Here is a 12510-nt window from a genome sequence, read left to right as displayed (position 1 = left end):
CTATAAGGGCTGGTGGGCGGGGTGACAGGGTGGGCGCATGATTCTAGTTACAGGCGCCACGGGCACGGTCGGCGCTGAGGTGGTCCGGTTGCTGGCGCGCCGGGGTGAGCGTGTCCGGGCGATGACGCGCGAACCGTCGAAGGGCGCGGCGTTGCCGGGTGTGGACGTCGTACGGGGGGATTTCGACGATCCAGGGTCGTTGGCCGGGGCGGCACGCGGGGCCGATGCCCTGTTCCTGCTCAGTGCCCCTGGCCCCTGGGTCGCCCGGCACGACGAGGCGATGCTCACGGCGGCGCGGGCCGCGGGAGTGCGGAAGGTGGTGAAGGTCTCGGCCATCGGCACGGGACAGGACCGTGAGGGCGGCACGGTCGGGAACTGGCATCTGGCCGGAGAGCGGGCGCTGCGCTCGGGTGAGCTGGAATGGACGGTGTTGCGGCCGTCCAGCTTCGCCTCCAACACCCTGCGGTGGGGTCCCCGGATTCGGCAGGGGCAACCGGTGCCGAACACGACGGGCGACGGCAGGCAGGGGGTCATCGATCCGCGTGACGTGGCCGAGGTGGCGGTGACGGCGCTGACGTCCGGCCGGCACGCGCGGACCGTCCTCACGCTGACCGGGCCCGAACTGCTCAGCACCCCGGACATGGCCAAGGCGCTGGGTGAGACGCTCGGCCGGACCGTGGAGACCGTGGAGGTGCCGCTGGAGGTCTACCGCAAGCAGATGATCGCCGCCGGGGCCGATCCCGAGTTCGCCGACATCGCCGTCGACGGCTCGCGGACGGTGGCACAGGGCGGCAACGCCCGGCTCACCCGTGAGGTCGAGCAGGTGCTGGGGCGTGCCCCCCGTACGTTCGCCACCTGGGCGGCCGACCACCGGGCCGCCTTCGTCTCCGGCTGAAACCGCGCCTCCTGCCCGTGCTGGAGTGGGCGCCCATCGCCGGGCGCACGGGCCGCGCGAGATCGAGGGCGCGCCCATGACCAGGTCAGGGTCCCGTCCGCACGCACGCCGGCGACCGCCGAGCAGGCACTGTCAGCATGACGGGGTGTGACCGGTGGTCGCCGCCGGGTTGCCGGTGTCCGTCGGCTGCTCGGCGGCCAGGGAGGCCAGCAGGCGCAGGCGTTCGGCGGAGGGCGACCCGGGCTCGGCGGTGTAGATCATGAGGATCAGGCCGGGTTCGGCGGTGACGGCGAGTTCCTCGTAGGCGAGGACGAGTTCGCCCACCTCGGGGTGGATGAAGCGCTTCGTGCCTGTTCCGTGGGTGCGTACGTCATGCGCGGCCCAGAGCGTGCGGAACGTCTCGCTGCATGTCGAAAGCTCGCCGACGAGGTCCTGCAGGGCACGGTCGTGCGGGTCGCGGCCCGCTTCGGCGCGCATGATCGCGACGCACATCTCGGCGAACAGGTCCCAGTCGGGGTAGAAGTCGCGCGAGGCGGGGTCGAGGAATTGGAAGCGGGCCAGGTTGGGGGTGCGTCCGCCGCCGCCGATGACGGGCGAGTAGAAGCGGCGGCCGAGCGCGTTGGTGGCCAGCAGGTCCTGGCGGGGGTCGCGAACGAACGCGACGGCGTCGGTGATGGCGTCCAGGGCCCAGTGCAGGCTGGGGCGGGAGGCGTTCTGCCTGGTCGAGCGGCGGCGCGGGCGGCCCGAGGCGGGCACCCCGTCGGCGGCGCGTGCCAGGTCGAACAGGTGGGTGCGCTCGGTGTCGTCGAGCTGCAGCGCCCGGGCGATCGCGTCCAGGACGGATGCGGACGCGCCGGCGATCCGGCCGCGTTCGAGCTTGGCGTAGTACTCGACGCTCACCCCGGCGAGGATGGCGACCTCGGTACGCCGCAGGCCGGGCACCCGCCGGTTGGAGCCGCCGGGGATGCCGGCCTGCTCGGGCGTCACCTTGGCCCGGCGCGAGGTGAGGAACTCGCGCACTTCGCCGCGTTTATCCATAATCCCAGCGTAGATGTGGTGTGAAAGGTCCGGGGTGCCCTGTCAGTACACCTATCGACAAGGACTCCCCCTCTGCCTCAGGGCGGCTTTCACTGGTGTGGTGCTCGATCAATCCGTACCAGGGTCGCGGCTGCTGCCGACGCTGCTGCTCCTGCTGACCGTGTTCGGCCCCCTGTACGCCGGCGTGGCCGCCTACGTCGCGACCTCGCTGCTGTGCGCCCTCAGCCCGGGCATCGAGACGCTCGTGGCCGCCCGGCTGGTGCAAGGGCTGGCCGCCGTCATCGGACCGCTGCTGGGCGGGCAACTGGCCAGGGCCACCGACTGGCGGGGCCTGTTCGCGTTCCTCGCCGCGATCGACGCGGCCATCCTGGCCCTCATCGCCTTCGGCTACCGGGAGACGCTGCCGCCGCACCGCCGCACCACGGGCGGGTTCGCGCAGACCGGCCGCGACTTCCGCCGGCTGCTGTCGGACCGCGTGTTCGCCGGCGCCGTGCTGCTGCAGGGATTCGTCAACGCCGCCCTGTTCGCCTACCTGGCCGGAGCCACGTACGTCCTGCAGGGCAGCTACGGGCTGACTCCCCAGCAGTACGCGCTCGCCTTCGGGCTGAACTCGGCCGGATTCATGGTCTTCGGCTACCTGGCCGGACACGGCAGCGAGCGGTGGAGCGTGACGGGCACCCTTGCCGCGGGCCTGGCCATGTGCGCCCTAGGCGCGCTCGGGCTGCTGGCCGCCGCGCTGCTGGCCCTGCCGCCGGCCGTGGTGATCGTCTCGCTGCTGGTCATGGTCAGCGGCGTGGCCGCCACCACCCCGCCGGCCACGACACTGGCCCTGGCCGGCTACCCGCACATGGCGGGCACCGCGTCGTCGCTGCTCGGCATGGCCCGCTTCGCCTTCGGCGGCCTCGCCGCCCCGTTCGTCGGCCTGGCCGGAGCGGCCAGCATGCTGCCGCTCGGCATCGTGACCGTCGTCTCGGTCGCGCTCGCGGTGGCCGCCTGCGCCGTCCTGGCTCCTCGGCGCCGCGCGCGTACGGCGCGGGCGCACCCGCTCGACGCACCGGAGTTCGCCGGCGCGCCGACGCGGTGAGCGCGCTGCGACTCGCGCGGCTCCCGCCGAAATGCCGGGAAAGAGATCGTCTCGCCTGTTCAGGCCCCACCCACCAGGGGAAGGCCTCCTGTGGGTGAGGGAACGTGCGGGACGCTGCCGGCACCGGTTCCGCCGGGTCATCCGACCACCGGCCGGCGACACACCTTCCAAGGCGGGCTCGGACGCTCGACGGCGTCCGCTGATCCGCCCTCGTCACCTGACACCTTGAAGGAGACACCTGTCATGCGTGGAGTAGTTCTGCACGGCCCGGGCGACGTACGCGTCGAGGACCGCCCCGACCCGCGGATCGTCCAGCCCACCGACGCGATCATCCGCGTCACCGCGGCGTGCGTCTGCGGCTCCGACCTGTGGCCCTATCGCGGCGTGGAAAAGTCCGACGGGCCGGTGCCGATGGGACACGAGTACGTCGGCGTGGTCGAGCAGATCGGCGACCAGGTCGAAACGATCAAGGTCGGAGACTTCGTCGTCGGATCGTTCTTCGCCTCCGACAACGCCTGCGAGATCTGCCGGGCCGGCTACCAGTCCCGGTGCGTGCACGCCGAACTGATCGGCGCGATCGGCACCCAGGCCCAGCACGCCCGGATCCCGCTGGCCGACGGCACCCTGGTCGCCACCCCCGGCATGCCGGACGCCGACCTCGTCCCGAGCCTGCTGACCGCCTCCGACGTGCTGGGCACCGGCTGGTTCGGCGCGGTCGCGGCCGAGGCCGGCCCCGGCAAGACCGTCGCCGTCGTGGGCGACGGCGCGGTCGGGCTGCTCGCCGTCCTGGCCGCCAGGCAACTCGGCGCCGAACGCGTCGTCGTCTTCAGCCGCCACGCCGACCGGCAGAAGCTCGCCACCGAGTACGGCGCCACCGACATCCTCACCGAACGCGGCGACCAGGGCGTCGCCCGGCTCAAGGAGCTGACCGGCGGGCTGGGCGCGCACTCGGTCATCGAGGCCGTCGGCACCCAGGAGTCGATGATGCAGGCCATCCGCTCCACCCGGCCCGGCGGGCACGTCGGCTACGTCGGCGTCGCCCACGGCGTCGAACTGCCGGGCGAGGAGCTGTTCTTCTCCGGCGTGCACCTGCACGGCGGCCCGGCCCCGGTACGCCGCTTCCTGCCCCAGCTCATCGACCTGATCTGGCACCGCACGATCGACCCCGGCAAGGTCTTCGACCTCGAACTCCCGCTGGAAGGGGCAGCCGAGGGCTACCGGGCGATGGACGAACGCCGCGCCATCAAGACCCTGCTACGCCCCTGACCACGGGCGCATAGACCGCGACCATCGATCCCGTGAAGGAACGACCATGAAACTGCTGAACCAGCCACCGACCGCCAAAGGACCGGCCGAGTGGTTCACCGGAGACGTCTGGTTCGACGTCATCCACCGCGGCGAGGAACCGTCCCGTACCCGCGCGAACATGGTGAGGTTCGCGCCCGGCGCCCGTACCGCCTGGCACTCCCATGGCCTCGGCCAGGCGCTGCTCATCGTCGAAGGCGTCGCCCTGCTCCAGTCCCGGGGCGGCCTGCTGATCGAGGCCCGCCCGGGCGACGTCGTCTGGACCCCGCCGGGCGAGGAGCACTGGCACGGCGCCGCCCCTGGTCACTTCATGACCCACCTGGCCCTGTGGGAAGGTGACGACACCGTCTGGCGGGAGCACGTCACCGACGCCGACTACACCGCGACCCCGGCCACCACCCGTCGGTGACGGCCCGCTCCTGGGCAGGAATCGCCATGGACCACAAGCACCTCGGCCGCAGCGGCCTGCGGGGCAGCCGACGGTGCCTGGGCACGATGAACTTCGGCGACGCCACCGACGAACCCACCCCCTTCGCCATCATGGACGAGGCGCTGGAGGCGGCCATCAACTTCGTCGACACCGCCGACGTCCACGGCGGCCCGCAGTCGCCGGACATGGAGCAGGGCTACGGATTTCCCCTACCGTGGAGGCCCCGATCGGGTGACTCAGCCGGGCCAATTCACCTTGCATTCTCCGATGTCTCCATGTCGGGTTCTCCCTTGCCATCCGAATCATCAGTGCCTTGACCGGTCGGCGAAGGTGCACTTGCGCGCTACGAGGCGGCGATGCCGGCGCAGGACTGTCGCCGGATTGATCGGAAAAACCACCGCCCGCCGGCGGCGAAGACCCTGATTCTCGTGACGGAGCACCAGCAGCTCAACGTCCTTGGACAGATCAGCGCGGGCCAGCACCGTCACGAGCGCCATCTCCACCGAACCCCCCGCTCGAGAACCGGCAGGTCAGACACCGAGTCCAATGATTGAGTCCTCCAGGCAGGCCCGAGGCGGTCGTCACGAGCCGAACCACACCACGGCGGTCGCGGCGGTGAAGAGCAGGAGCCCGGCGCCGGCGGCGAGGATGGAGGTGCGCAGGTCACGGGCACCACGGCGGGCGGCAAGCCGGTCATTGAGTATGAGGTCCTCGGTGGTGAGGCGGCGGGGACGGGGCGGAAAACCGTTCGCGGCGCGGGTGCTGAGAAAGATGCCGACCGCGCCGGCCAGAATGGCGGCGAGCATGAGAATGCCGATGACGACCTGGGTTCCTGGCCGGTGGCCGGTGATCAGGGTGCGGCCCGACACCAGGGCGGCGGTCAGGATCACGGTGATGAAGCCGGCCAGGCCGGTACGCCACTGCTCGCCCTGCTTGCGAATGTGCTCCAGTTCGGTGCGTCTGAGTTCCTGCAGGCGCTCGGCTCGCCACCGGGTCAGCGGGGTGCCGACAGGACCGGGGCGGACCTTGACCGTCATTCGCCGTCCCACTCGACGATGAGCCGCCATGAGCGGCCGCAGCCCGTTCCGCCGGACGGCGTGTTCTCGTGCGGGAAGGCGCAGGCGCAGATCACCTCGATGTCGAGCTCTCCGCCCGGATTGACGGCGCGTACGAACTCCACGGGTTCGAGGTGGACAGTCACACCGTGGCAGGCGGGGCAGGACCCGGCGACCTCGATGTCCAGCGGCTTCACCTCATCGGGGTGCAGCATGACCTGGGCGGTGGCCGCGGCGAGCTCGTTGAGCCGGGCGGAGGTGGTCACTTCGTAGGTGAGCGGAAGGTGGTCGGTCATCGGCGCACTCCGAGTCCGTAGCAGGCGAACGCGCCCCATTCCCGGACATGCCGCCCTTCTGCCACGAAGGCGGCTTGGATACGGGCCAGTGCGGCGGCGGGGTCGCCAGCGTTGAGTGGGTCTTGCAGGTTGTCGTAGAACCCGATCATCAGCCGGGCGGCCGGCCGGTCCGGAATGGACCAGAGCGAAGAGATGACGGCGTGGGCGCCGGCGATCGTGAAGGCTCGGCAGAGCCCGAACACCCCTTCGGCGTCGCGGATCGCGCCGCTGCCGGAGTCGCATGCGGACAGCACGACCAGGCGGGTGCCGGTCAGGTTCAGGTGCGCGATCTCGGGAGTGGTGAGGATGCCGTGGTCGTCGGGGAGGTTGGCGCCGGCGAAGGCCAGCCCCGGTCCGGTGGCGCCGCCATGCCAGAACCCGTGCGTCGCGAGATGGAGGATCGCGGGTGGATCCGTGGTGTTCAAGGCGTGCTTGCGCGCGTCCGATCCGGTCACGACGGCCGTGCCGAGCCGGGCAGCGACCTTCTGCCCCTCCTCGGCGCTGCCCGGCAGTGGCCGGAAGGCCGGCGTCACGACCGATCGCCGTTGTCGCTGGTCATAGTCGCCGTAGTCGGGATCGGCGATCACCAGGGCGGAGCCGGCGGGCACCGATCGAGGGTCGAGCAGCAGGTCTCGTGCGCTGCCGAGGTGGGTGATGACGGTGTCGGCGACCATCGGCCGGCCCTGCGGCCCGATGAGACCCGCCAGCGGGATTCTGTGCAGGCTGCCGTCGGGCACGACGACCAACCGGGCACCGGGCGGCGGTCGCAACGGCTCTATGATCGCCTGGTACAGGCCGGCCGCGAGCGGCCGCCAGTCGGACTCCGCGGAGGGGGGCCGGACCCGGATTCCCCGGCCGGTGGCCGGGACGATCGCCTTGCGGTAGTCGTCGACCAGGCGATCGAAGTCCTTGGCGGGTCCGAGGTCGACGAAGCGCACCGACCCGGGCCGACCCGCGGGCAGCGAGAACGCGCCGTACCGCCTGGACGCCGGGCCGCGAGGGTCCTCACTGTAGGCGAAGCGTACGTACTGGAGCAGGATCGAGCCTGCCGGCAGGGCATCGGCGAGCCGCTCGACGGTCGCCGTGACGAGGTCGTGGTCGCGGCGCAACTCCGGGATCCGGCCGGCGAGGCGAGCCTGCAACCGGTCGCGTTCCTGCTCCCAGTCCCGCGTGGCCCGGAACGACCGCGGCGCGTTCCCGAACGCGAGGCCCGCCAAGGATTCGTCGATCTCCCGCAGCCGTTGGACGTCAGCGGCCAGATCCGGGTACTTACCGGAAAGGATCGCCTGGCGGCGCTGCACGATCGCATCCAGGGTGAGCCCGGAGCGCTGGGCCACCATCTGCAGGACGGCCGCCGGAGCCACGTCCGGGTCACGCACGAGCACGGAGAGCGCGAGATCACGCGCCCCGTACAGAGTCGAGACGAAGGCGAGGCGCTCCTCGTCCGATCGGGTCGCGAAGACCGGGCCGATCCGCCGGTTCTCGCCCTCGATCGCGGCGGACAGCAGCTCGAGCGCCTCCTCCGGCCGTCCCTTCATGACGTAGACCTCGGCCACGTCGATCATCGCGTCGACGGTCACCTGGTGGTGCTCGCCCAAGCTCTCCCGCGCGTCGGCCAGGACGGAGACCAGATCGGCCTCGGCGGAGCGGCGGCCGAGCAGGAAACCGGTGTAACCGTAGGAGAGCCGATCACTGAGGTGCCGTGCCTTGTCCGTGTGCTCGCCCAGGCGCTTGTGCATGGCCAGCACCTTGCGCAGATGACGACGGGCCCGGCGTGGGTGCCCGGCCGCCAGTTCGGCTCCTGCCAGGTGGCTGAGGCTCTCGGCGATGGCGAGGTCGTTCGGCGGCAGGTACCGCCGGCGCAGCTTGAGCGCTTTGCGTTGCAGCGCGATGCCTTCCGCGAGGTCGCCCTGGCGGACCCGGTAGGAGGCGCCCTGGCTGATGTTGGCGGCGTACAGCGTCATCGAGTCAGGCGAGGCGTCCTTGGACCTGGCCAGGATCATGTTCGCCTCATCGTTGGCCGCGGCGGCGCCGGCGTAGTCACCGATCGAGCTGAGGATCCGGGCGAGCAGGTGGCAACCCAGCGCGTAGCGCGTACCGCGGGCCTCACGGGTCTGCTCCAACGCTTGCAGGCAGTAGTCGTGGGCCACGTCGAAGTGTCCGGCCTTGTGGTGCGCGTCGGCAAGGGCCCGCAGGACGACCTCGGCCTGCGGGGACCGGTCGCCGAGAAGCTCGGTCATGCCCGCGTGCGCGGATTCGTAGAGTTCGATGGCGGCGCCGTAGTTGGCCATCGCCTTCTGCAGCGAGCCGAGAACGTGTTCCACGAACGGCTTCCACTCCGGATCGGTGCGCGTCAGGGCATAGGCGGCCTGCGCGCAGTCGAGCGCCTTGTCCAGCTCGCCGGCTCGACGGTGCCGCAGGGACTGCCGCACCAGTTTCGCCGGCTGCGAGTCATCAGAATCCGGCGCGTCCGCCGAGTTCAGCAGCCAGCCTTCCCAGTCGAGTGTCATAGTCCAGCGATCCTGCTCTTGGCGCTCAGCAGGTCGAAGAGGTCGAGCGCCAGTTGGGGGGTGATCCCTTCGCTCGTCAGGAACAGGTGTTTGTCCCGGAAGACCCGCCGCACACGGAGCGGAATCCGCAGCCAGTCGGGGCCGATGAACGGCCTCATGGCACGGGCCGCGACCCAGATCCGACGCCTGTCGGACCAGCGGACGCGCAGACCGGCGGAGACCTCCCGGTACTCCGCCACAGCGTCGGCGTCCCCGTCCAGGACGCTGGAGACCGTCAGCAGCACCAGAGCGTCACGGCGGTTGTAGACATCGAGGTCCGGCTGGGCGAGCACCTCCTCGACGATCGCGATCGCGCCGGCGTCATCCCCGTTGCCGAACCTGAACCGGGCCTCCAGCAACCTGCTCTCGTCCCGGAGGATCGTCAGGCCGGATCGGCCGTAGTGCTCGGTCTGTTCAGCCAGGACCCTCCCGACGGCCTCGAGGTTCCTCGACCGCATCGCCTCGGCAAGCGCCGGTTGAGTGGCGAACACGCGCAGCAGGGCCAGCAGACGGTCCATTTCGCGTCCCGACTCTCCGGCACATCGGTCGACCGCGGATACCGCCTGATCCACGAGCGTCGTCCACGTACCGAACGGGTCGCTCGCCCGGCTCAGCGCCGCCTGCGGCGAGAACTGCGCGATGTCCAGCAGCGCCTTCATGGTGGGCGCCTTGTTGTCCAGGCTCTGCCCGGCCTTGACGATGAGCATGGTCAGCAGTCCGGCATCGGGTGCGAGGCGGCGCCGGACGATCGCTCGCCTGGCCCACTCGTCGAACACCGACTCGGTGCCGTACTCCATCTGCACGAGGTCCTGGGTGACCAGCTGATGGAACGGCGCCGCACGCAGCCACCACATGGTCACGGCACCGACCGCGGCCCCCGCCGCGACGGTCGTCAGCAAGGCCGGTGTCGCGGGTGAATCGGGAAACCGCGCGGCGAGGAGGGCGGCGAACAACCCGCCCTGCCCCAGCACCTGCCGTACCCGCACACCACCCGGGATGACCCACGGGTACGCCGGATGCGGCGCGGGGAACGTCGCCATGGCGACGCCCACGAGAATCGGCATGGCCACGATCAGCACCCACATCGGCCGGAACTCGGCGAGCTCCGCAACCACGGCACCGCCTATCGGTGAGAAGACGAGGTAGGCCACGACCAGCCAGCGGGACCACTCCTGGCGGCGTATCTGGAGGCGCCAGGGCACCGGCACCGTCCCGGTCAGTCGGAACCACTGGGCCCAGGTCAGCACGCAGAGCAGTACGGCGGCCGAAGCCCAGCCCGACCACGACCAGATCGCCCACGCGACGGCGCCGCCCGCGGTGATCAGGAGCAGGATCGTCCACGGCGTCGGCCCGTCCCAGACATCCAGCAAATCGATCAGCTGCTTGGTCCGCCCTGACATCCCGATCGCCACCACCGAGACGACCAGCAACGGGACCACGAACCACAGCATGACCACCAGGTTCGGCAGCCAGATCAGGAACACCAGCAGCGAACCGATCCCCATGCCCACGGCCCGGTTGCAGCCGAGCAGCAGAGCCAGCGCCAGCAAGCCGGCGATCCGGTCGGTGCCGGTCGTGAGGCGTTCCAGTGGCTGCGCCACCGCCAGCGCCAGCGCGACGCCCACCGTCACACTCACCAGATAGGCGAGGCAACCACGCGCCTGCACCGTCTTCTGAGAGCGACGCGACAGGTTCGCCGTGACCCACCACGTATACCGGCGCAGAAGCACCTCGCCCACCAGAGCCACCGCTACGGCGGCGACCATTACCACGACGCTCCAGCGTCGGGGAACGGCGGTTGAGGCACGGCGGCTCCATCGCTCGCAGAGGGCTACCTCTTACATCGCGCCCGGGACCCCGCCTGTTTCGGGCCCGCGAGGTTGGGCCTCACCGCATGAGAACGCTTCGGCCCTGCACGCTGCTCAGAGCAGATCTGCCGCAGGCGGATCGTGTCGACGCCGCTCCGAATCGCCTCGCATGATGGACGCATGAGCAAAGAATCAGAACTTCCTCTGTTCAATGAGCGAATGAGACGCGAGCTCTACGAGCAGCGTGTTCTCGTTCTCGACGGCCCTCTGGACGACGACAACGGGACACTGCTGGCCACCCAACTGATGGCACTCGCCACCCAGGACGCGGCGACCGATATCGCATTGTGGATTCACTCCCCGGGCGGCTCGGTCCCCTCGATGCTGGCGATTCGCGACATCATCCGCCTCATTCCCTGCGACGTATCGACCCTCGTGCTGGGCATCGCTTACAGCGCCGGGCAATTCCTGCTGTCGTCGGGGGCCCGGGGCAAACGCCGCGCCCTGCCGCACGCACGCGTCCTGATGCACCAGGGCTCGGCCGGCATCGGTGGCACCGCGGTCGACATCGAACTGCAGGCCGGCGATCTGCGGCATACTCGCGACACGGTGCTCGGTCTTATCGCCGAGGACACCGGCCAGCCCGTCGAGCGCATATTCGAGGATTCTCTGCACGATCGTTGGTACACCGCGCAAGAGGCGCTCGACTACGGTTTCATCGATGCGATCGTGCAGACCTTCGACGAAGTCGCGCCTCACAATCGCCCGCGGCCCGGATTCGGCATCACCGAAGGAGTCGGCAAGTGAGCTCATATACGATACCGAACGTTATTGCGCAGAATCCTCGTGGCGAGCGGATCATGGATGTCTACTCGCATCTGCTCACCGAGCGAATCGTTTATCTGGGCACCGCGATCGATGCGGGCGTCGCCAACGCGCTCATCGCGCAGCTGATTTTTCTGGAGTCGGACAACCCCGATGCCGAAATACAGTTCTATATCAACTGCGAAGGCGGGGACCCGAGTGCGATGCTCGCGATTTATGACACCATGCGCCATATCCGCCCGCGGGTTTCGACAACCTGCGTCGGACAGGCCGTCGCGGTCGGTGCCGTCCTTCTCGCCGCGGGTGCCGAGGGAAAACGTGCCGCTCTCCCCCACGCACGCGTGATCCTGCACCAACCGGCCGCTCAGGGGCGCGGAGCGATCCCCGACCTCATCCTGCAGGCCGACGAGGTTGTACGAGTCCGGGCGGACATCGAGCGCATCCTGTCACGGCACACCGGCCAGACGATCGAGACCCTACGCGCCGACACCGATCACGATCGCGTGTTCACCGCGGCCGCGGCCTTGGAGTACGGGCTCCTCGACCAGATCATCGAGGAGCACTCATAGGCCCGAGAACAACCCCGGCAAGCCGCTACGCGGCCAGAGCGTACGCCGCCGAGCAGACAGCACCCCTCGACGCGCTGGGCTGAGCAGACCGCAAAGTCTCCGCGACAGCAAGAGTCAGGTCGACCAGGGTCACATCGAGCGCGCCGGCGACCGCGGCGATCATCTCACTCGACGGCTCTTTGACGCCTCGTTCCATCTCGGAGAGATATTGCGGCGAGACTCCGGCGCGACCCGCCGTCTCACTCAACTTCTCGCCCCGCTGTTGACGAAGGCCCCTCAGACACTCACCGAGCACCTCCCGCCACAGCGGCTCGCGAGCCGGAGAGGGCTTGAGGGCGGTCCGATCGATCGCTGGGCGTAGCGGCGAGACGGAAGCTGGCTGCGGGATCGAGGAGGCCATACTCCACACCTTAGGGAGACAGCGCGGTCGAGTTCCGCCGGCTTCGCGCAGAGCGGAACCAGTCCCTGCCTCCTCCGTTCGGCCTCAGGCGCACCTGCGCGCTCGCCCCGTGGTCACCCGCGGCGGCGAGCGCTCGGGTGACGTTGGTGGCCAGCCCCAGGAGCAGGGCGCGCACCATACTCGGCTCGCAGCATGATCAGGCGGGGTCGGGTCGCCG

The 12510-nt window shown here is 70.0% G+C and carries 14 protein-coding genes; 7 read left to right on the top strand and 7 right to left on the bottom strand.

Translation table 11 applies throughout. The annotated features are described in order from the left end of the window. Positions 1-37: 37 nt before the first annotated feature. Complete coding sequence (locus FH608_RS28355) at positions 38-895, top strand: NAD(P)H-binding protein (protein WP_139633664.1); 858 nt, start codon at positions 38-40, stop codon at positions 893-895. A gap of 132 nt (positions 896-1027) precedes the next feature. On the opposite strand, the gene FH608_RS28350 is transcribed toward FH608_RS28355, so the two are convergent. Next, positions 1028-1933: a helix-turn-helix transcriptional regulator gene (locus tag FH608_RS28350; RefSeq protein ID WP_139633663.1), complete on the bottom strand. Its 906-nt coding sequence runs from the start codon at positions 1931-1933 to the stop codon at positions 1028-1030. Positions 1934-2033: 100 nt separating this feature from the next. Between FH608_RS28350 and FH608_RS28345 the strand changes: the two genes are divergently transcribed. The 4 genes from FH608_RS28345 (at position 2034) to FH608_RS28330 (ending at position 5069) form a co-directional block, all read left to right on the top strand. Further along, a complete protein-coding gene (locus FH608_RS28345; RefSeq protein ID WP_226899985.1) occupies positions 2034-3017 on the top strand; it encodes an MFS transporter in 984 nt (327 codons plus the stop codon). Positions 3018-3260: 243 nt separating this feature from the next. After that, positions 3261-4283, top strand: coding sequence for a zinc-dependent alcohol dehydrogenase family protein (locus FH608_RS28340; RefSeq protein WP_139633661.1), 1023 nt, complete (start codon positions 3261-3263; stop codon positions 4281-4283). Between the two features lie 46 nt (positions 4284-4329). Beyond that, positions 4330-4731: a (R)-mandelonitrile lyase gene (locus FH608_RS28335; protein ID WP_139633660.1), complete on the top strand. Its 402-nt coding sequence runs from the start codon at positions 4330-4332 to the stop codon at positions 4729-4731. Positions 4732-4757: 26 nt separating this feature from the next. Beyond that, positions 4758-5069 (top strand): aldo/keto reductase, encoded by a 312-nt coding sequence (locus tag FH608_RS28330; RefSeq protein WP_139633659.1) that lies wholly within the window; start codon positions 4758-4760, stop codon positions 5067-5069. Here the strand turns inward: FH608_RS28330 and FH608_RS28325 are convergent. From FH608_RS28325 to FH608_RS28305, 5 genes are all read right to left on the bottom strand, one after another. Continuing rightward, positions 5058-5249: a hypothetical protein gene (locus FH608_RS28325; protein ID WP_193318665.1), complete on the bottom strand. Its 192-nt coding sequence runs from the start codon at positions 5247-5249 to the stop codon at positions 5058-5060. The two genes, FH608_RS28330 and FH608_RS28325, sit on opposite strands and share 12 nt — an antisense overlap. Before the next feature lie 84 nt (positions 5250-5333). After that, on the bottom strand, positions 5334-5789 hold the full coding sequence (locus tag FH608_RS28320; protein ID WP_139633658.1) for a hypothetical protein: 456 nt from the start codon (positions 5787-5789) through the stop codon (positions 5334-5336). Continuing rightward, entirely contained in the window at positions 5786-6103 is a 318-nt protein-coding gene (locus FH608_RS28315; RefSeq protein WP_139633657.1) for a hypothetical protein, read from the bottom strand. The genes FH608_RS28320 and FH608_RS28315 overlap by 4 nt, the downstream gene beginning before the upstream one ends. Continuing rightward, positions 6100-8652, bottom strand: coding sequence for a CHAT domain-containing tetratricopeptide repeat protein (locus FH608_RS28310; RefSeq protein ID WP_139633656.1), 2553 nt, complete (start codon positions 8650-8652; stop codon positions 6100-6102). Before FH608_RS28310 ends, FH608_RS28315 begins: the two co-directional genes overlap by 4 nt. Further along, a complete protein-coding gene (locus FH608_RS28305) occupies positions 8649-10328 on the bottom strand; it encodes a hypothetical protein (RefSeq protein WP_139633655.1) in 1680 nt (559 codons plus the stop codon). The genes FH608_RS28310 and FH608_RS28305 overlap by 4 nt, the downstream gene beginning before the upstream one ends. 351 nt (positions 10329-10679) lie before the next feature. Between FH608_RS28305 and FH608_RS28300 the strand changes: the two genes are divergently transcribed. Both FH608_RS28300 and FH608_RS28295 read left to right on the top strand, forming a co-directional pair. Further along, positions 10680-11306, top strand: a complete 627-nt coding sequence (locus FH608_RS28300; RefSeq protein ID WP_139633654.1) for a ClpP family protease — start codon at positions 10680-10682, stop codon at positions 11304-11306. After that, positions 11303-11893 (top strand): ClpP family protease, encoded by a 591-nt coding sequence (locus FH608_RS28295; protein ID WP_139633653.1) that lies wholly within the window; start codon positions 11303-11305, stop codon positions 11891-11893. The genes FH608_RS28300 and FH608_RS28295 overlap by 4 nt, the downstream gene beginning before the upstream one ends. A 25-nt stretch (positions 11894-11918) precedes the next feature. Here the strand turns inward: FH608_RS28295 and FH608_RS28290 are convergent, their stop codons facing one another. Next, positions 11919-12293 (bottom strand): helix-turn-helix domain-containing protein, encoded by a 375-nt coding sequence (locus tag FH608_RS28290; RefSeq protein ID WP_139633652.1) that lies wholly within the window; start codon positions 12291-12293, stop codon positions 11919-11921. Positions 12294-12510 lie beyond the last annotated feature (217 nt).

The organism is Nonomuraea phyllanthi, from assembly GCF_006334985.2.
GTDB lineage: Bacteria > Actinomycetota > Actinomycetes > Streptosporangiales > Streptosporangiaceae > Nonomuraea > Nonomuraea phyllanthi.
Note: the sequence above shows the minus strand (reverse complement) of the source record. Positions and strands in the feature narration are given on the sequence as shown.

Coding starts and splice junctions, on each gene's coding strand:
- FH608_RS28325 (WP_193318665.1), bottom strand. CDS start 5,249: ATGGCGCTCGTGACGGTGCTGGCCCGCGCTGATCTGTCCAAGGACGTT.
- FH608_RS28315 (WP_139633657.1), bottom strand. CDS start 6,103: ATGACCGACCACCTTCCGCTCACCTACGAAGTGACCACCTCCGCCCGG.
- FH608_RS28310 (WP_139633656.1), bottom strand. CDS start 8,652: ATGACACTCGACTGGGAAGGCTGGCTGCTGAACTCGGCGGACGCGCCG.
- FH608_RS28330 (WP_139633659.1), top strand. CDS start 4,758: ATGGACCACAAGCACCTCGGCCGCAGCGGCCTGCGGGGCAGCCGACGG.
- FH608_RS28350 (WP_139633663.1), bottom strand. CDS start 1,933: ATGGATAAACGCGGCGAAGTGCGCGAGTTCCTCACCTCGCGCCGGGCC.
- FH608_RS28335 (WP_139633660.1), top strand. CDS start 4,330: ATGAAACTGCTGAACCAGCCACCGACCGCCAAAGGACCGGCCGAGTGG.
- FH608_RS28290 (WP_139633652.1), bottom strand. CDS start 12,293: ATGGCCTCCTCGATCCCGCAGCCAGCTTCCGTCTCGCCGCTACGCCCA.
- FH608_RS28340 (WP_139633661.1), top strand. CDS start 3,261: ATGCGTGGAGTAGTTCTGCACGGCCCGGGCGACGTACGCGTCGAGGAC.
- FH608_RS28355 (WP_139633664.1), top strand. CDS start 38: ATGATTCTAGTTACAGGCGCCACGGGCACGGTCGGCGCTGAGGTGGTC.
- FH608_RS28300 (WP_139633654.1), top strand. CDS start 10,680: ATGAGCAAAGAATCAGAACTTCCTCTGTTCAATGAGCGAATGAGACGC.
- FH608_RS28320 (WP_139633658.1), bottom strand. CDS start 5,789: ATGACGGTCAAGGTCCGCCCCGGTCCTGTCGGCACCCCGCTGACCCGG.